This window comes from Klebsiella sp. Shm-1, assembly GCF_040804525.1.
GTDB classification, from domain to species: domain Bacteria; phylum Pseudomonadota; class Gammaproteobacteria; order Enterobacterales; family Enterobacteriaceae; genus Klebsiella; species Klebsiella pneumoniae.
In genome coordinates, this window is sequence record NZ_CP161823.1 from 3273303 (window position 1) to 3297589 (window position 24287).

At 57.1% G+C, this 24287-nt stretch carries 20 protein-coding genes and 1 pseudogene; 10 read left to right on the forward strand and 11 right to left on the reverse strand.

All coding sequences use genetic code 11. The annotated features are described in order from the left end of the window. Positions 1-12: 12 nt before the first annotated feature. A complete protein-coding gene (locus AB1E37_RS16210) occupies positions 13-609 on the reverse strand; it encodes a TfoX/Sxy family DNA transformation protein (RefSeq protein WP_004150836.1) in 597 nt (198 codons plus the stop codon). Between the two features lie 348 nt (positions 610-957). Between AB1E37_RS16210 and sulA the strand changes: the two genes are divergently transcribed. Both sulA and ompA read left to right on the forward strand, forming a co-directional pair. Beyond that, positions 958-1467: an SOS-induced cell division inhibitor SulA gene (gene sulA, locus AB1E37_RS16215; protein ID WP_002898418.1), complete on the forward strand. Its 510-nt coding sequence runs from the start codon at positions 958-960 to the stop codon at positions 1465-1467. Between the two features lie 352 nt (positions 1468-1819). Next, positions 1820-2890, forward strand: coding sequence for a porin OmpA (ompA, locus tag AB1E37_RS16220; protein WP_002898408.1), 1071 nt, complete (start codon positions 1820-1822; stop codon positions 2888-2890). A 131-nt stretch (positions 2891-3021) separates the two neighbouring features. Here the strand turns inward: ompA and matP are convergent, their stop codons facing one another. Beyond that, entirely contained in the window at positions 3022-3474 is a 453-nt protein-coding gene (gene matP / locus AB1E37_RS16225; protein ID WP_002898404.1) for a macrodomain Ter protein MatP, read from the reverse strand. Positions 3475-3659: 185 nt separating this feature from the next. Between matP and AB1E37_RS16230 the strand changes: the two genes are divergently transcribed. Both AB1E37_RS16230 and fabA read left to right on the forward strand, forming a co-directional pair. Continuing rightward, on the forward strand, positions 3660-5417 hold the full coding sequence (locus AB1E37_RS16230; protein ID WP_032414743.1) for a Lon protease family protein: 1758 nt from the start codon (positions 3660-3662) through the stop codon (positions 5415-5417). A 69-nt stretch (positions 5418-5486) separates the two neighbouring features. Further along, positions 5487-6005, forward strand: a complete 519-nt coding sequence (gene fabA / locus AB1E37_RS16235; RefSeq protein WP_002898398.1) for a bifunctional 3-hydroxydecanoyl-ACP dehydratase/trans-2-decenoyl-ACP isomerase — start codon at positions 5487-5489, stop codon at positions 6003-6005. Between the two features lie 68 nt (positions 6006-6073). Here fabA and rmf read toward each other — a convergent pair whose 3' ends face one another. The 6 genes from rmf to rlmKL form a co-directional block, all read right to left on the reverse strand. Continuing rightward, a complete protein-coding gene (gene rmf, locus AB1E37_RS16240; protein ID WP_002898396.1) occupies positions 6074-6241 on the reverse strand; it encodes a ribosome modulation factor in 168 nt (55 codons plus the stop codon). A 253-nt stretch (positions 6242-6494) separates the two neighbouring features. Then, positions 6495-7058, reverse strand: coding sequence for a membrane integrity-associated transporter subunit PqiC (pqiC, locus tag AB1E37_RS16245; RefSeq protein WP_002898392.1), 564 nt, complete (start codon positions 7056-7058; stop codon positions 6495-6497). After that, positions 7058-8695, reverse strand: a complete 1638-nt coding sequence (gene pqiB / locus AB1E37_RS16250; protein ID WP_002898390.1) for an intermembrane transport protein PqiB — start codon at positions 8693-8695, stop codon at positions 7058-7060. Before pqiB ends, pqiC begins: the two co-directional genes overlap by 1 nt. Continuing rightward, positions 8685-9953 (reverse strand): membrane integrity-associated transporter subunit PqiA, encoded by a 1269-nt coding sequence (gene pqiA, locus AB1E37_RS16255; RefSeq protein WP_004147849.1) that lies wholly within the window; start codon positions 9951-9953, stop codon positions 8685-8687. Before pqiA ends, pqiB begins: the two co-directional genes overlap by 11 nt. Positions 9954-9967: 14 nt before the next feature. After that, a complete protein-coding gene (locus tag AB1E37_RS16260) occupies positions 9968-11875 on the reverse strand; it encodes an ABC transporter ATP-binding protein (protein WP_004147848.1) in 1908 nt (635 codons plus the stop codon). Between the two features lie 12 nt (positions 11876-11887). Then, positions 11888-13993 carry a bifunctional 23S rRNA (guanine(2069)-N(7))-methyltransferase RlmK/23S rRNA (guanine(2445)-N(2))-methyltransferase RlmL gene (gene rlmKL / locus AB1E37_RS16265; RefSeq protein WP_032447461.1) on the reverse strand — a complete coding sequence of 702 codons (2106 nt, stop codon included), beginning with the start codon at positions 13991-13993 and terminating at the stop codon, positions 11888-11890. A gap of 99 nt (positions 13994-14092) precedes the next feature. Here rlmKL and AB1E37_RS16270 point away from each other — a divergent pair, with 99 nt between their 5' ends. After that, positions 14093-15202, forward strand: a complete 1110-nt coding sequence (locus AB1E37_RS16270; RefSeq protein ID WP_002898310.1) for a YcbX family protein — start codon at positions 14093-14095, stop codon at positions 15200-15202. Here AB1E37_RS16270 and zapC read toward each other — a convergent pair. Together zapC and pyrD are read right to left on the reverse strand one after the other, a co-directional pair. Next, the gene (gene zapC, locus AB1E37_RS16275) at positions 15199-15741 is read right to left on the reverse strand and encodes a cell division protein ZapC (protein WP_002898308.1); all 543 of its coding nucleotides are present in this window, start codon (positions 15739-15741) and stop codon (positions 15199-15201) included. The genes AB1E37_RS16270 and zapC overlap by 4 nt on opposite strands. Positions 15742-15910: 169 nt before the next feature. Then, entirely contained in the window at positions 15911-16921 is a 1011-nt protein-coding gene (pyrD, locus tag AB1E37_RS16280) for a quinone-dependent dihydroorotate dehydrogenase (protein WP_002898303.1), read from the reverse strand. Positions 16922-17170: 249 nt separating this feature from the next. Between pyrD and ssuE the strand changes: the two genes are divergently transcribed. From ssuE to ssuB, 5 genes and pseudogenes are all read left to right on the forward strand, one after another. Further along, positions 17171-17746 (forward strand): NADPH-dependent FMN reductase, encoded by a 576-nt coding sequence (gene ssuE, locus AB1E37_RS16285; RefSeq protein WP_002898296.1) that lies wholly within the window; start codon positions 17171-17173, stop codon positions 17744-17746. Beyond that, positions 17739-18738, forward strand: a pseudogene (locus AB1E37_RS16290) (sulfonate ABC transporter substrate-binding protein). Before ssuE ends, AB1E37_RS16290 begins: the two are co-directional and overlap by 8 nt. Then, complete coding sequence (ssuD, locus tag AB1E37_RS16295) at positions 18698-19843, forward strand: FMNH2-dependent alkanesulfonate monooxygenase (protein ID WP_002898293.1); 1146 nt, start codon at positions 18698-18700, stop codon at positions 19841-19843. The pseudogene AB1E37_RS16290 and the gene ssuD overlap by 41 nt, the downstream one beginning before the upstream one ends. Before the next feature lie 10 nt (positions 19844-19853). Further along, complete coding sequence (ssuC, locus tag AB1E37_RS16300; RefSeq protein ID WP_032447459.1) at positions 19854-20645, forward strand: aliphatic sulfonate ABC transporter permease SsuC; 792 nt, start codon at positions 19854-19856, stop codon at positions 20643-20645. Then, a complete protein-coding gene (gene ssuB, locus AB1E37_RS16305) occupies positions 20642-21415 on the forward strand; it encodes an aliphatic sulfonates ABC transporter ATP-binding protein (protein ID WP_004150838.1) in 774 nt (257 codons plus the stop codon). The genes ssuC and ssuB overlap by 4 nt, the downstream gene beginning before the upstream one ends. Before the next feature lie 204 nt (positions 21416-21619). On the opposite strand, the gene pepN is transcribed toward ssuB, so the two are convergent. After that, on the reverse strand, positions 21620-24235 hold the full coding sequence (gene pepN / locus AB1E37_RS16310; RefSeq protein WP_002898220.1) for an aminopeptidase N: 2616 nt from the start codon (positions 24233-24235) through the stop codon (positions 21620-21622). Positions 24236-24287 lie beyond the last annotated feature (52 nt).

The window sequence follows — 24287 nt, forward strand, 5'->3', positions numbered from 1 at the left end:
AAGGCTTTTCCGCTACCGGGTAGCCGCCCATTCGAGAAGCTCCTGACGCCGTGGCGTCGGGAGCGCGGCGGCATGTACCCCGGCAATCGCCCCCTCCAGCGCCAGCAATACGCTCAGCGATAAAGAAGCATTATTTACGCGTAGCCTCAACCATGCCTCCTGCGCACCAACTTCCCGCAACGTCCTAACGTCCGGTATGCCCGCGTGAATCAGCTGCAATTCCATATGAAAGCTGATATTAGGTAAATCCTTCAGGCGGCCCGACGCCCGTCGGTAGTTCTTTTCGCGCTGCGCACTCTGCCACGACAGTAGCGATAGCCGAAAAAGCTGCTGCTCATCGCGCCATAAAGTGTCGTCAATTTGATAATACTTCAGCGGCACTATGCGGCCGTGTCGGCGCAGCGTTAACAGAGGATTACGATGTTCCACCCGATAAGCAGCGCTCTGCTCGCAGGCCTTCAGATAAATGTTCCCCTCGGCCACCATCGCAAACACCGTATCATCAATAGCCAGGCTGTAGCCGCCAAAGAGCGGACGAGTATGCAGTTGACCCAGCGGTGAGACGCAGGCCTGAAATTGCGGGAGCCGCGGACAAACTAGTTTTCTCATGATCATTCCTTTGTTAATCATGTAATTAAACTTAAGTTGTTAACGGATCCGCTAAGAGAAAACATAAGGGACTTCCCGGGCAGCAGCAAGATGATTTTCGCCGACTTTTTCACCAGAATGCGGTTTTGCGAGACGCTTTCAGAAAATCGCAAGCGTTGCAGCAATCGACAGGGAGAAATGAAACCATTAGCGCGCGTTAAGGATTGGATAATGCAGGGGCTTCTCTTGACAGATACGGAACCACGAGAAGCGATTAAATTCCCGGCAGCAAAATGGCAAATTGCGGTTGATCTTTTCCCCTGGCGAAGATACTGTATATGCATACAGTAACTAAAGGCGGGATAGACTATGTTTACTTCAGCTCACGCAAACCGTTCAGCACAGGCTTCTGCTCCGGCAGGCCACTACGCTCATCGTTCTGGCGAACAGAACACCAATGGGCTGATCAGTGAAATTGTCTATCGTGAAGATCAACCCATGATGACGCAGTTATTGCTGCTACCTTTATTACAGCAGCTGGGTCAACAGTCGCGCTGGCAGCTGTGGCTCACGCCGCAACAAAAGCTCAGCCGCGAATGGGTTCAGTCCGCCGGTCTGCCGCTGTCCAAGGTCATGCAAATTAGCCAGCTCTCTCCCAGCCATACCATAGACTCAATGATCCGTGCCCTGCGCACGGGTAATTATAGTGTGGTTATCTGCTGGCTGGCGGAGGAGTTAACCGCTGACGAACACGAACGTCTCGTTAACGCTGCCCAGGTAGGGTCCGCGATGGGATTCATCATGCGCCCGGTGCGAAATCAGGGCACGCTCGGCAGACAACTCAGCGGGCTAAAAATTCACTCAAATTTGTATCATTGAGTGAAATTAGGATTATTCCTGGAATTTTTTTTACCGCTGGGAAAGGTACAGCGTTTTTTATGGTCTTTTTCGCGGAATGCCTGCCACACGGGGATTTCTGTCTTTTTTTCGTGTACGAAAATCAACCATATTTGTTAAATATTGTGTACACAACCCTTTTTTTTCATATGCCTGACAGAGTTCACACTTGTAAGTTTCGAACTAAGTTGTAGACTTTACATCGCCAGGGGTGATCGGCTTACGCTGCATGTATCAGCATAGTTAACAACAAGTCACGCCCCCGGTGAAGGATTTAACCGTGAGGTCTTTTGTAACTTCATGGCGAATTTTGGATGATAATGAGGCGCAAAAAATGAAAAAGACAGCTATCGCGATTGCAGTGGCACTGGCTGGCTTCGCTACCGTAGCGCAGGCCGCTCCGAAAGATAACACCTGGTATGCAGGTGGTAAACTGGGTTGGTCCCAGTATCACGACACCGGTTTCTACGGTAACGGTTTCCAGAACAACAACGGTCCGACCCGTAACGATCAGCTTGGTGCTGGCGCGTTCGGTGGTTACCAGGTTAACCCGTACCTCGGTTTCGAAATGGGTTATGACTGGCTGGGCCGTATGGCATATAAAGGCAGCGTTGACAACGGTGCTTTCAAAGCTCAGGGCGTTCAGCTGACCGCTAAACTGGGTTACCCAATCACTGACGATCTGGACATCTACACCCGTCTGGGCGGCATGGTTTGGCGCGCTGACTCCAAAGGCAACTACGCTTCTACCGGCGTTTCCCGTAGCGAACACGACACTGGCGTTTCCCCAGTATTTGCTGGCGGCGTAGAGTGGGCTGTTACTCGTGACATCGCTACCCGTCTGGAATACCAGTGGGTTAACAACATCGGCGACGCGGGCACTGTGGGTACCCGTCCTGATAACGGCATGCTGAGCCTGGGCGTTTCCTACCGCTTCGGTCAGGAAGATGCTGCACCGGTTGTTGCTCCGGCTCCGGCTCCGGCTCCGGAAGTGGCTACCAAGCACTTCACCCTGAAGTCTGACGTTCTGTTCAACTTCAACAAAGCTACCCTGAAACCGGAAGGTCAGCAGGCTCTGGATCAGCTGTACACTCAGCTGAGCAACATGGATCCGAAAGACGGTTCCGCTGTTGTTCTGGGCTACACCGACCGCATCGGTTCCGAAGCTTACAACCAGCAGCTGTCTGAGAAACGTGCTCAGTCCGTTGTTGACTACCTGGTTGCTAAAGGCATCCCGGCTGGCAAAATCTCCGCTCGCGGCATGGGTGAATCCAACCCGGTTACTGGCAACACCTGTGACAACGTGAAAGCTCGCGCTGCCCTGATCGATTGCCTGGCTCCGGATCGTCGTGTAGAGATCGAAGTTAAAGGCTACAAAGAAGTTGTAACTCAGCCGGCGGCTTAAGTTATAACCGATAAAAAAACCCGCTTCGGCGGGTTTTTTTTATGCCCTCTCGCCCACTTTAGCGGCTGAGAGCTGTGAAGCAGCCCCCGGCCAGGGCAACCACCAGCAGGCGGATCGACGATCCTACCTGGCTATTCTTTCCCTAACAGTACCTGCAGATCGTGCTTCAGGCTCGACATTTTGCTGGCATATTTCTCTTTGTGCTCGGCATCTTCAATCAGCTGGACGATGGTTTCAGACAAGGTTTTGCCCCGCCGCTGCGCCAGGCCAGCAAGACGCTGCCAAACGACAAACTCAAGGTCGATAGACTTCTTACGCGTATGCTGATGCTCAGCGTTAAAATGGCGTTTCCGTCGCGCGCGGATAGTCTGCTTCATGCGGTTCATCAGCGCCGGATTCATATGCTGCTCAATCCAGGCATGCACCAGCACAGGTTCATTCTCGAGCGTCAGCAAGTCATCTACCGCAGCTTGCGCAGCGCTGGCCTCAATGTAGCGGGTAATCAGCTCACCTTCCCGGTGCTTCTTTACCAGATATTTCCATTTCCAGCCGCTTTCAAGATTTTCCAGTTGTTGATATTTCATTGCGATCTCAATGTGACCGTGTAACTCATTTCAGGATATCAGTTTTTTTCTGATGTGCTGAATATAAATCATTATTCGTGAAGTCTGCGACCGGGTAATCATCAGGGTAACCATAATCCTCCGTGTGCTCGGTCGCGGCATCAGGTATAATTGCGCGCTTTACATCTAACTAAAAAACAGCGACTTTGACCATTACGAAACTGACCCGAACCGACCTTGCGCCTGATCTGGAAGCTTACCAGGCGCTGTTTGCTCAAGCTGAACTTTCCCATCCGGCCCCCTCCCTCTCGGGCGATCTGCAGCCGCGTTTGTTCTATGGGCTTGAGCAGCTGCTGTACACGCCGGCAGTCTCCTCCATCATGCTGGTGAAAGCCCCTGAAGAGCCGGAATATCTGCAATGGCTGGCGGCTGAAACCCGGACTCTGCACGAGCCTGCCGCACCGCTTTACGGCGTCCGCTATGAGGTAACCGACGCTCAGGTGACGCTCGCACCGGCGCAGGGCGCTGAGGATAATTTCGCCAGCACTGCCCCGGTCGTGATGGCCGATTGGGTAGAAGCGGAACAGCTGTTTGGCTGCGTACGCCAGTTTAACGGTGCAATCACCCTCCAGCCTGGGCTGGTCCATCAGGCCAACGGCGGCGTGCTTGTGCTTTCGCTACGTACACTGCTGGCGCAACCGCTGCTGTGGGTGCGTCTGAAAAATATGGTGACTCGTCAGCGCTTTGACTGGCTTTCTATGGATGAATCGCGTCCGCTGCCGGTCAGCATTCCCTCTATGCCGCTGAGTCTGAAAATCATCCTGGTGGGCGAACGCGAATCGCTGGCCGATTTCCAGGAAATGGAGCCGGAGCTGGCTGCGCAGGCGATCTATAGCGAGTATGAAGACACTCTGCAGTTTGCTGACGCCGACACGCTAAAGGCCTGGTGCCAGTGGGTATGGCAGAATGCGCAGCAGCTGGCGCTGCCGGGCCCGGCAGCCGATGCCTGGCCTCTGCTGATCGATGAGGGAACGCGCTATACCGGCGACCAGGAGACCCTGCCGCTCAGTCCGCTATGGATAACCCGCCAGCTGCGGGAGGCTGCCGCCTTCTGCGAAGGAGAGGAGATTACCGGCGAAGCGATGCAGACCATGCTGGCGCGCCGGGTATGGCGTGAAGGCTACCTGGCGGAGCGTATGCAGGATGAAATCCTGCAGGAACAGATCCTGATTGAAACCGAAGGCGAATGCGTCGGGCAGATCAACGCCCTGTCGGTGATCGAATTCCCCGGTCATCCACGCGCGTTCGGTGAACCTTCACGCATCAGCTGCGTCGTGCACATTGGCGATGGCGAATTTATCGACGTCGAACGTAAAGCCGAGCTGGGCGGTAACATTCATGCGAAAGGCATGATGATCATGCAGGCTTTTCTGATGTCCGAGCTGGAGCTGGAGCAGCAGCTTCCCTTCACTGCTTCGCTGACCTTTGAGCAGTCTTACAGTGAAGTGGATGGCGACAGTGCCTCCATGGCGGAACTCTGCGCCTTAATCAGCGCCCTGGCCAATGTACCGATAAATCAGAGCATCGCGATCACCGGCTCCGTCGACCAGTTTGGTCGCGTGCAGCCGGTCGGCGGCCTGAACGAGAAAATTGAAGGCTTCTTCACTATCTGTCAGCAGCGCGGTTTAACCGGCAAACAGGGAGTGATTATCCCTGCCGCCAACGTTCGTCATCTCAGCCTGAGCCACGAGCTACGTCAGGCCGTTGCCGACAACCAGTTTGCTATCTGGGCCATTGACGATATTACCGAAGCGCTGCCGATGTTGACCCAGCTGATGTGGGACGGTGAAGGACAGACGCTGCGACAAACCATTCAGGAGCGGATAGCGCAGGCGACCCAGCAAGAGACTCGCCATCGTTTTCCGTGGCCGCTACGCTGGTTAGGTGGGACAAGTTCTAACTGATCGGACTTGTTCAGCTTACACGTGTTAGCTATCCTGCGTCCCGAACTTAAAATAAGGCTTACTGAAAACATGGTAGATAAACGCGAATCCTATACAAAAGAAGATCTTCTTGCCTCTGGTCGTGGTGAACTGTTCGGCGCGAAAGGCCCGCAGTTACCGGCACCAAACATGCTGATGATGGACCGCGTCATCAAAATGACCGAAACCGGTGGTAACTACGATAAAGGTTATGTTGAGGCAGAACTCGACATCAATCCTGACCTGTGGTTCTTCGGTTGCCACTTTATCGGCGATCCGGTGATGCCGGGCTGCCTGGGCCTGGATGCTATGTGGCAGCTGGTCGGGTTCTATCTTGGCTGGCTGGGCGGCGAAGGCAAAGGCCGCGCGCTGGGCGTTGGCGAAGTGAAATTTACCGGTCAGGTTCTGCCGACCGCGAAAAAAGTCACCTACCGTATCCACTTCAAGCGCATTGTTAACCGTCGTCTGATTATGGGACTTGCGGATGGTGAAGTGCTGGTTGACGATCGTCTGATCTACACCGCGAACGATCTGAAAGTGGGTCTGTTCCAGGATACTTCCGCTTTCTGATAACATTCAGCAGCGATTAAAAGGCGAAGCCCCCGCTATGCGGAGGCTTCTTTTTTAAAGAGACAGTGTCAGGCCGTTAGTACCCTGTCCTCCATGGCTTCTCGCCAGCCTCCCAGCCACCATGAGCGTTGATTCAGGCTCTGGTATGGACACATTTCTTTCGATCTTCCCGCGATACCCGCCTGATATCCGCGTTGGTGTGCCCGTTCCAGGCGATCTCGTTTTTGTCTCTTCATGCCTCGTTTCCCTCATTCTTTGATCTGGTGGAAAAGAAAACAGTGGTCGCAAATTGTGCAGCCACGGGTTACGAATACCGCGAAAAGAAGGCAACGTCAATGCGCAAAATTCACGCCAGTGTCATATTTGTGACCTATATAAGAGTTCATTTTTTGTTCGCTCGGCGTAGCCGCCGGTAACGAACTGACCTGGCAAAAAAAATGCCGCGCGGCCCAGGTGAACCGCGCGGCAGGTCATTATGATGAATTTTACTTATGGCAGACGATTAAGCTCGCTGGCAATGGCAGCCGCCTCCTGGCTCCACGCCTGCGCCAGGGTCTTGACCATCGCGTCATAACCATCCTGTTCCTGCCTGAGGACGATGTTAAACGGGCGCTTAATCAGCTGTCCCTGATGCTTCAGCAGCCACTCACCGCTAACGATAACCCGCCCGTCATAGCGACCATGAAAGCCATTGACCGCAACGTTGAGGGTATCCTGCTCGCTCCCCAGCGGCTGGGACGACACTACCCAGCCGGGCAACTGCTGGCTGAGATTTGCCACCAGCGTAGTGCGCAGCTGCTGATCCAGCGGACTGGCCCACAGATTATTATTGGCGATCACATACTGCACGTCGGTGGTCTGATAGACCACCCCGTTACCCGCCAGATAATCCGGGATGCTGACCTGCTCTACCCACAGCAGACGTGCCCCCTGACTGGCGGCGCTCTGCGCGCCGCCCTGCACAACCGGTAGCTGATAGTATGTCTTGCTTTCCCCGCCGCTACTGCACGCCGTCAGTACGCATACGGCTGCCGCCAGTAACCATTTTTTCATTATTTCGCTCCCTTCGGCTGTGGATCTTTTTTATCCTTCGCCTCAAATACCAGCGCATTGCTCTTATCATTTAGCGTTTTCAGAACCGGCTGCAGCTCACGCAGCACCTGATCCAGACGCTGCATATCGGCCACCATCTTATTGTAGGCCGCAGAGCCCGGCTGGAAGCCCTGCATGCTACGGTTCAGTTCACGCAGCGTCGTCTGCATATCGGCGGGCAGCTGCTGCATTGACTGGCTGGAGGTGATCTTATTCAGATTATCCAGCGTGGTCTGCACGTGCTGCATCGTCTTCTCGCTCTGCGCCAGGGTGCTGGTCGCCTGCTCCAGCAGCGGATTAATCGGCAGGTTATTAATCTTATCCAGCGCATCCATCAGACGCTGCTGGATCTGTGCCAGTCCACCGCTGATGGTCGGGATAATCGGATAGCCGTTAAACTCCTGTATTTTCCCGCGCGGGGGCGCCTTCGGATAGAAGTCGAGATCGATATACAGCGCGCCGGTCACCAGGTTACCGGTTTTCAGCGAGCCGCGCAGTCCGCGGTTGATCAGATCGTCAATGTGGGCGCGAATATTCGGATCACCGCCAAGCTGATTAATCAGCCGTTGCGGTTCAACCCGCACTTCCACTGGAATACGATAGTCATCGTTCAAACGCTGCTTCAGCCCCGGAATAAAGAACGGCACTTTGCCGACGGTGCCCAGACGGATACCGCGGAACTCCACCGGCGCGCCCGGCTGCAGGCCGCGAACCGAGTCTTTGAAGAACATGACGTAATCGATATGCTCGGTAAAGACTGAATCCTGAATGCTCTTTTGATCGTCAAACAGATGGTATTCCGTTTTATTCGCCACCGGCTCGCCGAGGTCCAGTCCTTCAGGAATATCGAAGCTCACCCCGCCGCCAAACAGCGTCGACAGCGAGCCCATCTCGACGCGCATCCCCGCCGAGGTCAAATCTACAGCGATCCCGCTGTCTTTCCAGAAACGAACGTTGGTGGTCACCAGGCGATCGTTCGGCGCATTGATGAACAGCTGGTAAGTTATACGACGTTTCTGCGTGTCGAAGGTGCTGGTTTCCACTGACCCCACGCGATAGCCGCGGAACAACACCGGATCGCCCGGCGACAGCTGGCCCGCCTTGCTGCTTTCCAGCAGAATACGGATCCCCTTGGCATCCGGCGAGGCCAGCGGCGGAGAATCCAGTAGCGGATACTGCGCTGGCACCGAACCTTTCGTTCCCGGCTGCAGTTCAATATAGGCCCCGGACAACAATGTCCCAAGACCGCTGATCCCCTCGCGCCCAACCTGCGGCTTTACCACCCAGAAGACGGAATCGTTGTGCAGCAGCTTCTGCATCCCGGAATTGAGGCGGGCTTTGATTTCCACGTGGGTGAGATCGTCGGTCAGCGTCGCGCTCTCCACCACCCCAACGTCTACGCTGCGGCTCTTGATCCGGGTTTTTCCCCCTTCAATCCCTTCCGCATTGGTGGTGATCAGCGTGACCTCAGGCCCCTGATGGCTGTAATGATAAAACAGGATCCATGCCCCGATCAGCGCAGTGACGATAGGGAAGATCCACACCGGTGACCAGTTCTTCACCTTCTGCACTTTCGCTTCTCCGCTCTTATTTTCCATGTTGTTGTATTTCCTCATGGCTTGAATCTGGCTCACGATCCCACAGTAAACGGGGATCAAATGTCATGGCTGAAAACATGGTCATCACCACCACCAGCGCAAACATGACCGCGCCGATGGCTGGATAGATATTCATTAACCCTCCCATGCGGACCAGCGCAGAGAGCACGGCGATGACAAAAACGTCAATCATTGACCAGCGGCCAACAAATTCCACCACCTCATAGATCAGATGCATGCGCTCCGAATCTCGTGCGCCGTTGCCGTTGGCGTTCCAGCACAACCAGGCGATAGCGATCATCTTCAGCGTCGGCACCATAATACTGGCGATAAAGATCACCAGCGCCACCGGATAAGAACCTTCGCTCCACAGTAAAATCACCCCGGCCATAATGGTCGATGGCATTTTATCGCCCAGCAGATCGGTGATCATGATCGGCATAATGTTGGCAGGGAGATAAAGGATAAATGACGTCACCAGCAGCGCCAGCGTCCACTGCAGGCTATTTTTGCGCCGCGCCGTTCCTTTACTGTTACAGCGCGGGCAGACGGTCTGATCGACCGGCAACACCGCCGTACAGCAGGCACAGGAGCGCAGCCCCTGACGGATACCGGTCACCCCGACCTTCAGCGGCTGGGTAATGGCCGGCATGGGGGCAATATCATCCCATAGCCAGCGGCGGTCGACGCACTGAAAAGTACGTAACTGCAGCAGGCAAAACATACACCAGGGAACAAAGCTCAGACCGATGCCGATATCACCGTAGGCCATCAGCTTGACGAAGCTCACCAGTACGCCGGCAAGAAAGATCTCCGCCATGCCCCAGGTTTTCAGTTGAAAGAGAATTCGCGCAAGGAACGTCTTCAGGCCGGCAGGCATTCTGACCCGATTAACCAGCAGCAAAATGGTGACCAGGCAAAACGCCGGCACTAATTGAACAAAGAGTAAAAAGAAAGTCCCGAGACTGGCGTAATCCTCGGTAAACAGTACGTTGGGAATTTCCAGCAGCTCTATTTCGCTACTGATGCCGCCCACTTTCATATAGATAAAAGGGAACAGGTTGGCCAGCAGCAGCATAAACAGCGCGACCAGCGCATACGCCGTGGGACGCTGGCGAGGCGCGTCCCACGTGGTGGTTAACGTTGTACCGCAGCGCGGGCAGGCGGCTTTCTGGCGATGCTCAAGCTGCGGCAAAGCCACCAGCAAATCACATTGGGGACATAGAATATGTCGCGCAGCATGATGATGATCGCACATGACAACTCCTCGGCTCAGGCGCCGTTCTTTAATCCTTCGAGATATTCCCAGCGTTCAAAGGCCGCTTCCAGCGCCTGCTCCGCTTCGGCCAGCTGCGCCAGCACCTGCTGCGTGCGATCGTGCGGTTGCCCGAAGAAATCGGGATCGGCAACCTGATCCTGCAGCGTCTGCAGTTCGGCCTCGAGAGCCTCCAGCTTCTGCGGCAGTTGTTCCAGCTCGCGCTGCAGGTTATAGCTTAGTTTGTTCCCGCCGCGTTTGACAGTTTCTGCTTTTGGCTGAGCGACTTCCGTCGTTTTTTTAACGACCGTCTGCTTTTGCGCCAAAGACTGGGCCTGCTGACCGCGGGCGTCGTGATAGCCGCCGACGTACTGGCCAATACGACCGCCGCCTTCGAAGATCCAGCACTCGGTCACGGTATTGTCGACAAACTGACGATCGTGGCTCACCAGCATCACGGTCCCCTGATAGCCATCGATCAGCTCTTCCAGCAGCTCCAGCGTTTCAACATCGAGGTCGTTAGTCGGTTCATCAAGGATCAGCAGATTGCTGGGTTTCAGGAACAGCCGGGCCAGCAGCAGGCGGTTACGTTCCCCTCCGGAAAGCGCACGTACCGGGGTCATCGCTCGTTTTGGATGGAACAGGAAGTCCTGTAGATAACCCAGCACATGACGTGGCTTACCGTTAACCATTACCTCCTGTTTGCCTTCCGCCAGGTTGTCCATCACCGTTTTATCCGGATCCAACTCCGCGCGGTGCTGGTCGAAGTAGGCGACCTCCAGCTTGGTGCCAACATGGATCCGCCCGCTGTCGGCCTGCAGCTGGCCGAGCATCAGCTTCAGCAACGTGGTTTTCCCGCAGCCGTTGGGGCCGATCAGGGCGATCTTGTCGCCGCGCTGGATCTGTGCGGAGAAATCCTTCACCAGCACTTTGCCGTCAACCTGATAGTTGACGTTTTCCATCTCAAAGACGATTTTGCCGGAACGGGAAGCCTCCTCAACCTGCATCTTCGCGCTGCCCATCACTTCCCGACGCTCACCGCGCTCGCGGCGCATCGCCTTCAGCGCGCGGACTCGGCCTTCGTTACGGGTCCGGCGCGCTTTGATACCCTGACGGATCCACACCTCTTCCTGGGCCAGCTTGCGGTCAAATTCCGCATTCTGCAGTTCTTCGACCCGCAGGGCTTCTTCTTTATCGAGGAGATACTGATCGTAATTTCCCGGATAGGTCACCAGCTTGCCACGATCGAGGTCGACAATGCGCGTCGCCATATTGCGGATAAAGGAACGGTCATGCGAAATAAAGATAATCGTGCCTTTAAAGGTTTTCAGGAAACCTTCCAGCCAGTCGATGGTTTCGATATCGAGGTGGTTAGTGGGCTCATCCAGCAGCAGCACGCGCGGCCCACTGACCAGGGCGCGGCCCAGCGCCGCTTTACGTAGCCAGCCGCCGGACAGCGACGCCAGCTGCGCATTGGCGTCAAGGCCCAGCTGCTCAATCACTTCGTTAATGCGGCTGTCCAGCTGCCATAGTCCCAGGTTATCGAGCTGCTCCTGCAGGCGCGCCAGTTCATTTAAATTTTTGTCGCTCGGATCGGTCATCACCTGATGCGACACGTCATGGTAGGCTTTCAGATAAGCCGCCTGCTCGGCGATCCCTTCGGCGACAAAATCGTACACCGTACCAGCAACGTTCCGCGGCGGATCCTGCTGCAGACGCGCCACGATCAGGTCCTGTTCATAAATGATGCGTCCGTCATCCAGCCCCTGCTCGCGGTTGAGGATCTTCATCAGGGTAGATTTACCGGCGCCGTTGCGTCCGACGAGGCAGACGCGTTCGTTATCTTCAATATGCAGCTCGGCATTATCCAGCAGCGGCGCATCGCTGAAGGAAAGCCAGGCGCCGTGCATACTAATCAGTGACATTATTTATTCCTTTCAGGCTGCGGTAATCAGCCAGCAGTTGTGGATCTGACGGTTGCGGGCAAAATCCTGCGACAGCGTTTTTTGCGAAATCTCTTGCGCCTTCAGGCCAAGCGCCGCCAGCCCGTCATGATCCATACGGAAACCGCGTTTGTTATTCGAGAACATAATGGTGCCGCCTTTACGCAGCAGACGTTTTAGATCGGTCATCAGGCGAATGTGATCGCGCTGGACGTCAAACGCATCTTCCATTCGTTTGGAGTTGGAAAAGGTCGGCGGATCGATAAAGATCAGATCGAACTGCTCGGTGCTCTCCCGCAGCCAACCCAGCACGTCCGCCTGCATCAGGCGATGCGCGCGGCCGGTCAGGCCATTGAGACGCAGGTTGCGTTCCGCCCACTCCAGGTAGGTGCGTGACATATCCACCGTGGTGGTGGATCGTGCACCGCCGAGGCCTGCGTGGACGCTGGCGCTGCCGGTATAGGAGAACAGGTTCAGGAAGTCCTTACCTTTACTCATCTGGCCGAGCATGCGACGGGCGATACGGTGGTCGAGGAACAGACCGGTATCCAGGTAGTCGGTGAGGTTGACCCACAGGCGCGCGTTATACTCCTGTACCTCAATAAAGTCGCCCTTCTCCGCCATCTTCTGATACTGGTTTTTCCCCTTCTGCCGTTCACGGGTTTTCAGCACCAGCTTGTTAGGCGCCATGTCCAGTACGGCGATAGTCGCAGCGATGATGTCGAACAGACGCTGGCGCGCCTTATGCGCGTCGACGGTTTTCGGCGGGGCATACTCCTGGACCACCACCCAGTCGGCATAGCGGTCAATGGCCACGTTGTATTCCGGTAGATCAGCATCGTACAGGCGATAGCATTCGATTCCTTCCTGGCGGGCCCATTTTTCAAACTTCTTCAAGTTCTTACGCAGACGGTTAGCAAAATCCTCCGCCAGCATCGCCGGCTTGCCGCCTTCGCTCTCCGCCAGGTGATAATTCTTCTGCACGCAGTCCAGCGGGCCGTTCTTGGCTTTAAACTGCTTGTCGGCACGCAGCTGCAGGCAACTCAGCAGCTCCGGCGAAGCGCTGAATACCGACAGGTTCCAGCCGCCGAACTGACTTTTCATTATCCGGCCAAGCAGGCTGTGCAGAGCGATCAGCGCTGGCTCGCTTTCCAGACGTTCGCCGTACGGCGGGTTACTGATCACCGTCCCGTACGGGCCTTTCGGCAGCGGGTTGTTCAGTTGGGCGACGTCTTTCACGTCAAAATCGATCAGCTCGCCAATGCCGGCGCGGCGGGCGTTGCGGCGCGCGCGCTCGATTACGCGCGCGTCGACGTCTGAGCCGTAGAAGCGTGACTCATACGCTGCCAATCCCTGACGAGCGCGTGTTTGCGCTTCCGCCTTCACCTCTTTCCAGATGGCGTCATCGTGCTGCGCCCAGCCGCCAAAGCCCCAGTGGCCGCGGTGCAGGCCCGGCGCGCGGTCGGTCGCCAGCATCGCCGCTTCAATCAGCAGGGTACCGGAGCCGCACATCGGATCGAGCAGCGGCGTACCTGGTACCCAGCCAGAGCGCATGACGATCGCCGCCGCGAGGTTTTCTTTGATCGGCGCCATTCCGGTACCATCGCGATAGCCGCGCAGGTGCAGGCCTTCGCCGCTCAGATCCAGCGAGATGTGCGCCGTCTCTTTGTTCAGCCAGACGTTGATCCGCAGATCGGGCGACTCACGATCGACGTTCGGGCGCGGTAGATTCTTACGGGTGAAGCTGTCGACAATGGCGTCTTTAACCTTCAGCGCGCCGTACTGGCTGTTACGGATCTCGTCATTGACGCCGCTAAAATGCACCGCGAAGGTGGCGCCAGGGTTGAACATCTCCGTCCACGGAATGGCCTGTACGCCGAGGTACAGATCCAGATCGCTGTATACGCGACATTCGCCCAGCGGCAGCATGATGCGCGAAGCCAGCCGGCTCCACATCAGGCTTTGATACAGCAGGCGCGTATCCCCCTGAAAATGGACCCCGCCCTGGACTACCTGGCAGTCCGTCGCGCCAAGCCCTTCCAGTTCAGTTTTTAACAGCTCTTCCAGCCCACGAGCCGTACTGGCAAACAGAGAATTCATATCGTCACTTTTACTTAAAGAAAATTGGTGCGCATTATAGCCAATATGTGCCCTATGTCATAAAGTTAAAGGCTTATTTTTGGAACCCGGAGGCAGCGTATGGTAACGCTATCGCGACTTTTTATTCATCCTGTTAAATCCATGCGCGGCATAGGCCTGACCCACGCCTTTGCTGATATCAGCGGCCTGGCCTTCGATCGCCTGTTTATGGTCACCGAAACCGACGGGACCTTTATTACCGCTCGCCAGTTTCCGCAAATGGTGAAATTTATTCCGGCGCCGCTGCATGATGGCCTTCACCTGACCGCACCGGACGGCAGCAGCGCCGTGGTGCGTTTTAGCGATTTCGCCACGCAGGCCGAGCCGACCGAAGTCTGGGGCAACCATTTTACCGCCCTCATCGCGCCCGCCGCCGTTAACCAGTGGCTCAGCGGCTTTTTCAAGCGCGATGTCCAGCTGCGCTGGCTGGGGCCGCAGCTAACCCGCCGGGTAAAGCGCCATGATGCGGTGCCGCTCTCCTTCGCCGACGGCTACCCTTACCTGCTGGCTAACGAGGCCTCCCTGCGCGATCTGCAACAGCGCTGCCCGGCCAGCGTAAGCATAGAACAGTTTCGCCCTAACCTTGTGGTCACCGGCGCGGCGGCCTGGGATGAAGATAGCTGGAAAGTGATCCGCATCGGCGAGGTGGTGTTTGATGTCGCTAAGCCGTGCAGCCGCTGCATTTTTACCACCGTCAGCCCGGAGCGCGGTCAGAAGCATCCCGCCGGGGAGCCGCTGGAAACCTTAAAGCGTTTTCGTACCGCGCTGGACAATGGCGATGTCGATTTTGGCCAGAACCTGATTGCCCGCAACAGCGGGGTGATCCGGGTGGGAGATGAAGTGGAAATCCTTACCCGCGGCCCGGCGAAAGCCTACGGGGCAGGTGAAAGCGACGATACCCCGGCTCCCGAGGCGCAGCAGCAGGCTACGGTTGCCATCGAATGGCAGGGTCAACAGTTTACCGGCAATAACCAGCAGGTGCTGCTGGAGCAACTGGAACAACAGGGCATTCGCGTACCCTATTCGTGTCGGGCGGGGATCTGCGGCAGCTGCCGCATCCGGCTGGAAGAAGGAGAAGTGAGTCCGTTAAAGAAAAACGCGGTTGCCGGAGATGGCACTATTCTCGCCTGCAGCTGTGTACCGAAAACAGCGCTACGCTTGGCGCCTTAAACCGCCTGCCCCAGACTGTAGCTGACCGCGCTCTGCGCCGGCTGCAGTCTGTCATTCATGATTTTTATGACATCGCCCAGCTGCATGACGCGGCCGGCAAGGGTGAGACCCGGCTGAGCCAACAGACAGAGCGCGGCGTTATCGCCCGGCTCCACCACCAGTAAATTCACCTGCTCGCCGGTATCGCTCAGCCAAACGCAGGCGGCGTCGCCGCCGCTCGGCTGCCAGTGATGGGTATGGGCGATAAAGTGCCAGCTTTTCGGCATCTGCGGTTTGAGAAAACGGATGGCGGTGAGCGCGTTAAGGACTAATTCCGCCCGCTGCTCTTTCGATAGCTCGAGATCGCGACATTTTTCTTCAAAAGAGAAATAGAGCGCGGCGTCATCAACGCAAAATCCCGAAGGGGCAAAGGCATCCGGAGTCAGCATGCGCCGGGCGAAGCGCGAGCGAAATAACATGCCATTGGCCAGATCGAGCATCATGCGGTCGTGCTCTTCATCGTAATACCAACGCCAGTTATCGTCAGGTTTAATCCGCATTTTTCCCCCTGTCCCCTTTCATACGCCTCTGCAAAGTTGTTGCGACTTACCGCAGAATATTTTCTAAAATTAAGAAAAGTCTAAAATGTTTAAATAAGCAACAGTGAGGGAATATAAAACAACCAGGGCCGGAAATAAAGCCCTGGGTGGGATTCAGAGGAGGAAAAGATTAGATGTGGGTAACAATTTCTTTAATCAGCGGCGGACCTTTAAAAATAAATCCAGAATAGATCTGCACCAGCGATGCCCCGGCGGCAATCTTTTCCCGCGCGGCAATCACCGAATCAATGCCGCCCACGCCGATGATAGGCAAACGGCCATTCAGCTCAGCGGAGAGCATACGGATAATTTCAGTGCTTTTTAATTGTAATGGACGACCGCTAAGCCCGCCGGTCTCATCGCAATGTTTCATTCCCTGAACCAGGGAACGATCGAGGGTGGTATTGGTTGCAATCACGCCATCAATATTATGACGCACAAGGCTATCGGCAACCTGGATCAATTCCTCAGGCAAAAGATCCGGCGCGATCTTTACGGCGACCGGGACATATTTTTGATGCTTCTGCTGCAGCTCGAGCTGCTTATTTTTAATACCGGAGAGTAAATCATCCAGCGCTTCGCCGTATTGCAGCGTGCGCAGCCCTGGGGTATTCGGCGAGGAGATATTAATGGCGATATACCCGGCGTACGGATAGACTTTTTCCATACAAATCAGGTAATCATCTTTCCCGTGCTCAACCGGCGTATCTTTATTTTTGCCGATATTGATACCCAGCACGCCGTCAAAATGCGCCTTTTTCACGTTCTCAACCAGGTTATCGACGCCATGGTTATTAAAGCCCATGCGGTTGATCAATCCCTCGGCATCAACCAGACGGAAGATCCTTGGCTTATCGTTGCCCGGCTGCGGACGCGGCGTCACGGTGCCGATCTCAATCGAACCAAACCCCATCGCGCCCAGCGCGTCAATGCATTCCCCATTTTTATCCAGCCCGGCCGCCAGACCCAGCGGGTTTTTAAAGGTTAGCCCCATGCAGGTGACAGGCCTGGCCGGTACCTTCTGGCGAACCAGCATTTCCAGCGGCGTCCCGGTGACACGGCGTAATTGTTGAAAGGTAACTTCATGAGCGCGCTCAGGATCGAGCTGAAAAAGGGCTTTACGAACGAAGGGGTAGTACATGAACTCTCCTGGATTCCCGGTGTGCAAACCGGGGGCGTATTATGTGCGATCTGTTGCGGAAAGGGAATTGACCTGCGACAAAAAATCCCCCATCAGCGCAAACGATTACCTACCCCGCGCGCCATTATGCGCTTTTCGGCTATCTAACCGCGGATAAATCATTTAGGGAAATAATGGCCCTCTGTCACACTCACTATAAATGTTATCAATTATAGATAAATGCAAACATTTAGTTATAAGGAGAGAGAGATGCGCGTCATTACGCTTGCGGGCAGCCCGCGTTACCCTTCCCGTTCCAGCGCCTTGCTGGAATACGCCAGAGAGACGCTCACCGCCGCCGATATCGAAGTCTGCCACTGGCATCTGCAGAACTTTGCCCCGGAAGACCTCCTGTACGCTCGTTTTGACAACCCGGCGCTGCAGACGCTCAATGAACAGCTGGCCGGGGCTGATGGCCTGATCATCGCCACGCCGGTGTATAAAGCCTCGTTCTCCGGCGCGCTGAAAACGCTGCTCGACCTGCTGCCTGAGCGAGCGCTGGAGGGCAAAATTGTGCTGCCGCTGGCCACCGGCGGGACCATCGCCCACATGCTGGCGGTGGACTACGCGCTGAAGCCAGTGCTGAATGCCCTCAAGGCCCAGGAGATCCTCCATGGCGTCTTCGCTGATGACAGCCAGGTGACCGATTACCAGCATAAGCCGCAGTTTACCGCGAATCTGCAGCGGCGCCTTGATGACGCCCTGGAGACCTTCTGGCAGGCGCTGCATCGCCCCAGCAGCCGTGCGCCGTCGTTAACATCTCTGCGTGGGGTGGAGCATGCTTAATCCTCTCCGCGCCCTGACTCTGGGCGGACTGCTGCTATTCTCTACGCTGGGTCACGCCGCCCCGGCGGCGCCTGACGCTCTGCGCATCGGCTACCAGAAAGGCAGCGTCAGCATGGTGCTGGCGAAGAGCCATCAGCTGCTGGAGCAGCGCTATCCGCAAACCCATATCTCGTGGATTGAGTTCCCGGCCGGTCCGCAGATGCTGGAGGCGCTGAACGTCGGCAGCATTGATATCGGCAGTACCGGCGATATTCCGCCTATCTTTGCCCAGGCGGCAGGCGCCGATTTGGCCTATATCGGCGCGGAGCCGCCCAAGCCCAAGGCGGAGGTGATCCTGGTGGCGCAGGGCAGCCCGATTCATAACGTTGCTGAGTTAAAAGGGAAAAAGGTCGCTTTCCAGAAAGGCTCCAGCTCCCACAATCTGCTGCTGCGCGCCCTGCAGCTCGCAGGTCTGAAATTTAGCGATATTCAGCCGGTTTACCTTGCTCCCGCCGATGCGCGCGCCGCCTTCCAGCAGGGCAATGTCGACGCATGGGCCATCTGGGATCCGTACTACTCCGCCGCGCTGCTGCAGGGCGGCGCCCGGGTACTCACTGACGGAACCGATCTGAAACAGACGGGATCCTTCTATCTTGCTTCCCGGCCCTACGCTGAACGCAATGGCGCTTTCATTGAAGGCGTACTCGACACCTTTACTCAGGCCGATGCCCTGACCCACAGCCAACGCGCGCAAAGCATTACGCTGCTGGCGAAAACGATGGGCTTACCGGAGGCGGTGATCGCCAGCTATCTGGACCATCGTCCCCCCACCGCGGTTACCCCGGTGAGCGCCGAAACCGCCGCTCGCCAGCAGCAGACGGCAGACCTGTTCTACGAGAACAAGCTGGTGCCAAAAAAAGTTGATATCCGGGCCCGCATCTGGCAGCCCACCGCCACACAAGGAGCGAAATCATGAGTCTGAATATGTTCTGGTTTTTACCGACCCATGGTGATGGTCGTTATCTGGGTACCGAAGAGGGTGCCCGTCCGGTCGATTATGGCTATCTGCAGCAAATCGCGCAGACGGCGGATCGGCTGGGCTTCACCGGCGTGCTGATCCCGACCGGACGCTCTTGTGAGGATGCGTGGCTGGTCGCGGCCTCAATGATCCCGGTGACGCAGCGGCTGAAGTTCCTTGTCGCCCTCAGGCCAAGCGTGGTATCGCCGACGGTGGCCGCGCGTCAGGCGGCGACCCTGGACCGGCTGTCAAACGGCCGGGCGCTGTTCAATCTGGTCACCGGCAGCGATCCTGCCGAACTGGCAGGCGACGGCGTCTTCCTCGACCACACCGAGCGCTATGAGGCCTCGGCTGAATTTACCCACATCTGGCGCAAGCTGATGGAGGGGGAAACCGTCACCTTTAACGGCAAGCATCAGCGCGTTCGCGACGCCAAACTGCTGTTTCCGCCACTGCAGCAGCCGCGTCCACCGCTCTATTTCGGCGGCTCGTCTGAGGTGGCGCAGGAGCTGGCCGCTGAGCAGGTCGATCTTTATCTTACCTGGGGAGAACCGCCGGCCCAGGTGGCAGAGAAAATAGCTCAGGTGCGAGAGAAAGCCGCCCGGCATGGTCGCCAGGTGCGTTTTGGCATCCGTCTGCACGTGATCGTCAGGGAAACCAACGAGGAAGCGTGGCAGGCGGCGGACAGCCTTATCTCCCATCTTGACGACGAGACGATCGCCCGCGCCCAGGCGGCTTTCGCCAGAACCGACTCCGTCGGCCAGCAAAGGATGGCGGCCCTGCACAACGGGCGACGCGATAAGCTGGAAATCAGCCCCAACCTGTGGGCTGGCGTGGGTTTAGCGCGCGGCGGCGCCGGGACCGCGCTGGTGGGCGATGCCGCCACCGTTGCCGAAAGGATCAATGAATACGCCGCGCTGGGTATCGATAGCTTTATCTTTTCCGGCTATCCGCATCTGGAAGAGGCGTACCGGGTCGGAGAGCTGCTGTTCCCCTTGCTTGACGTCGCGGTGCCGTCCATCCCGCAGCCGCAAAACCTGCGCCTGCAGGGGGAAGCGGTCGCCAACGAGTTTATTCCGCGTAAAGTAGCGCAAAGCTGAGGAGACCGTGATGGCAAAATCAACCCATCCCCTGTTGTTACGCCTCGCCCCCTGGCTGCTGCCGGTAGGGACGGTCATTGCCTGGCAGCTGGCCTCGTCCGTCGGCTGGCTGTCGACGCGGGTGCTGCCCTCGCCGGAGGGGGTATTGAAAGCGTTCTGGACCCTCTCGGCCAGCGGTGAGCTGTGGCAGCATCTGGCCATCAGCTCATGGCGGGCGCTGGTCGGCTTCGCCATCGGCGGCTCGATCGGGCTAATACTCGGCCTGATCAGCGGCCTGTCTCGCTGGGGCGAGCGTCTGCTGGATACCTCGATCCAGATGCTGCGCAATGTCCCGCATCTGGCGCTGATCCCGCTGGTGATCTTGTGGTTCGGCATCGATGAGACCGCCAAGATCTTCCTTGTCTCGCTGGGCACCCTGTTCCCGATCTATATCAACACCTGGCACGGGATCCGCAATATTGACCGTGGGCTGGTTGAGATGGCGCGCAGCTATGGCTTATCCGGCTTCGCCCTGTTCCGTCACGTGATATTACCCGGCGCCCTGCCCTCAGTTATGGTCGGCGTGCGTTTTGCCCTTGGTCTGATGTGGCTGACGCTTATTGTCGCCGAAACTATCTCGGCGAATGCCGGCATCGGTTATCTGGCGATGAACGCGCGTGAATTTCTGCAAACCGACGTGGTGGTAGTGGCGATCATTCTTTACGCCATCCTTGGCAAACTGGCCGACGTCTGCGCCCAGCTGCTGGAACGGCTCTGGCTGTGCTGGAATCCGGCGTATCATCTTCAGGAGGCTAACGCATGAACACTGCCCGTCTCAACCCAGGTATCCCGCTGCTGCTGAACGGGGTGACGAAACGCTATGGCGACAACACCATTCTTAACGAGCTGGATCTGCATATTCCCAGCGGCCAGTTTGTGGCGGTGGTGGGCCGCAGCGGCGGCGGCAAAAGTACCCTGCTGCGCCTGCTGGCAGGTCTGGAAAAACCAAACGCCGGCGAGCTGCTGGCGGGCGCGACGCCCCTGGCGGCGATCCAGGACGACACCCGGATGATGTTTCAGGATGCGCGCCTGCTGCCGTGGAAAACAGTGATTGATAACGTGGGGCTGGGGCTAAAAGGCGCCTGGCGCGACGCCGCCCTGCAGGCGTTGGCCAGCGTCGGACTTGAAAGCCGCGCACAGGAGTGGCCGGCCGCGCTGTCGGGTGGGCAGAAGCAGCGCGTTGCGCTGGCCCGCGCGCTGATCCATCGCCCGCGCCTGCTGCTGCTGGACGAACCGCTGGGGGCGCTGGATGCCCTCACCCGTCTGGAGATGCAGGAGCTGATCGTCTCCCTGTGGCAGGAGCATGGCTTTACGGTCCTGCTGGTCACGCACGACGTCAGTGAAGCGGTGGCCATGGCCGATCGGGTGCTGTTAATTGAAGAGAAGAAGATTGGCCTCGATTTAAGCGTGGATATCCCGCGACCGCGGCGCACCGGTTCGGCGAAGCTGGCCGAGCTGGAGGCTGAAGTACTGGATCGGGTGATGAAACGCGGCGACAGCGAGCGTGCGCCGCGTTTGTTTAGTCATGGCTGACCGGCGTAACTGTCTGCTGTCTGAACGGGGGCATATCGTCATCCGACATGTCCCCGGCTCGCGCGTTGCACAGCCGGGCTACCAACGCCAAATCAGCCGTGTATTCCAGGTCGGGTAAGCATCGCGCCGCCCGACAACATCACCACGCTAACGGGTAACCCGGACAGGGCGCAAGGCGCGCCGCAATCCGGGGTTATGGCACCGTTACGCCAGCGCCTTACTGATTTTCTCGAACAGGTCGCCAGAGAGATTCTCCAGCCCCTTCAGCTGCTCCAGCGCGGCGCGCATCAGCGCCTGTCGCTTCTCATCATAACGCTTCAGACGAATCAACGGCTCAATCAGGCGCGACGCCACCTGCGGGTTACGCTGGTTAAGCTCGGTCAGCATCTCCACCAGGAACTGATAGCCGCTGCCATCTTCAGCATGGAACGCCGCCGGGTTGCTGCTGGCGAAAGCGCCGATTAACGAGCGCACACGGTTCGGGTTGCTCATGCTGAACGAACGGTGGTTCAGCAGACCGCGCACGGTTTCCACCACGTTGGCTGCCGGGCTGGTGGACTGTAGGATAAACCACTTATCCATCACCAGACCGTCCTGATGCCATTTGTCATCGTACTCCTGCATCAGCGCATCGCGGCACGGCAACTCAGCGGCAACCGCCGCCGACAGGGCGGCCAGCGCGTCAGTCATGTTATCTGCCTGGTGATACTGCGTCGCCACCAGCTTATCGCCCAGCGTCGGTTCCGCAAACGCCAGATAGCGCAGGCAGGTATTGCGCAGAGCACGTTTACCAATATCGGCGTGCTCCACCCGATAGCTGTCGAGCTTATTGGCGTTATAAACCGCGAGGAATTCGTCCGCCAGTTCGTTCGCCAGGGTGCGGGTGAGCGCTTCGCGCACGGCGGCGATGGCGATCGGATCGATAATCGCGAACATCTCGGCGATTTCGTTGGCTGACGGCAGGGTTAAGATCTCAGCGGCCAGCGCCGGATCAATCTTCTCATCCAGCAGGATGGCGCGGAAGGCATCCGCTACGTGCACCGGTAGCGACAGCGGCTGCCCCTGCTGATGGCGGTTGACGTTCAGCTTGATGTAAGTCGCCAGCAGGCTCTGCGCCGCATCCCAGCGCGAGAAATCATTCCGCGCGTGACGCATCAGGAAGGTCAGTTGCTGATCGCTCCACTTGTATTCCAGTTTCACAGGCGCTGAAAATTCGCACAGCAGCGCCGGCACCGGCTGGAAATAAACGTTATCGAAGACGAAAGTCTGCTCGGCCTGGGTCACATTAAGCACCGGGTGTACCGGGTGACCGCCCTTCTGCAGGGGGATCACCTTGCCCTCGTTATCGTACAGCTCAATGGCAAACGGGATATGCAGCGGCTGCTTCTCGGCCTGCTCGGCGGTCGGCGGCGTACGCTGGCTGATGGTCAACGTATACTGCTCGGTCTCCGGATTATAGTCGTCATGCACGGTGACGATTGGCGTACCGGACTGGCTGTACCAGAGGCGGAAGTGCGACAGGTCGACGTTAGAGGCATCTTCCATCGCCTGCACGAAATCGTCGCAGGTGGCGGCGCTGCCGTCATGGCGTTCAAAGTACAGCTGCATCCCTTTCTGGAAGTTTTCTTCACCCAGCAGGGTGTGCAACATGCGGATCACTTCGGCACCCTTTTCATAGACCGTCAGGGTGTAGAAGTTGTTCATCTCGATAACCATATCCGGACGGATCGGGTGGGCCATCGGGCTGGCGTCTTCGGCAAACTGCAGCCCGCGCATGGTGCGCACGTTGTTGATGCGGTTCACCGCCCGTGAGCCGAGGTCGGAACTGAACTCCTGATCGCGGAACACGGTCAGCCCCTCTTTCAGGCTGAGCTGGAACCAGTCACGACAGGTGACGCGGTTGCCGGTCCAGTTATGGAAATATTCATGACCAATCACGCGCTCAATATCGAGGTAGTCTTTATCGGTGGCGGTATCGGTACGGGCCAGAACATATTTGGAGTTAAAGACGTTGAGTCCTTTGTTCTCCATGGCACCCATATTAAAGAAGTCGACGGCGACAATCATATAGATATCGAGGTCGTACTCGAGGCCAAAGCGCTCCTCATCCCACTTCATAGAGTTTTTCAGCGAGGTCATCGCCCAGGGCGCGCGATCGAGGTTGCCGCGATCGACGTACAGCTCCAGCGCCACTTCGCGGCCAGAGCGGGTGCGGAATGAATCGCGCAGGACGTCAAAATCACCGGCCACCAGCGCAAACAGATAGCACGGCTTCGGGAACGGATCCTGCCACTGTACCCAGTGACGACCGTTCTCCAGCTCCCCTTCCGCCATACGGTTGCCGTTGGAAAGCAGGAACGGGTATTTCGCTTTATCGGCGATAATTTTGGTGGTAAAGCGCGCCAGCACATCCGGACGGTCCAGATACCAGGTGATATGGCGGAAACCTTCCGCTTCGCACTGGGTGCACAGCGCTTCGCCTGACTGATACAGGCCTTCCAGCGCGGTGTTCGCCGCCGGGCTGATCTCATTGACGATGGTCAGGGTGAAATGCTCCGGCAGGCCGCCGATCACCAGCTGATTGTTTTCTTCTTTATAGTCACTCCACGGCTGGCCGTTCACCTGCAGAGCGATCAGGGTCAGATCTTCGCCGTCCAGGCGCAATGGCACATCAGACGCAGCCGCGTGGCGGGAGACCTTGCTCTCGGCCGTAACAACGGTTTTTGCGGCATCCAGGTCAAAGGTCAAATCGATATCGCTAATCAGATACTCCGGCGCACGATAGTCGTGGCGGTATTTGGCTTGGGGCTGTTGTGTCATAAAAAACCTTTAGCATCTTCGGTAAAGTGTCGTCCCAGTCTATTCCTGTTGT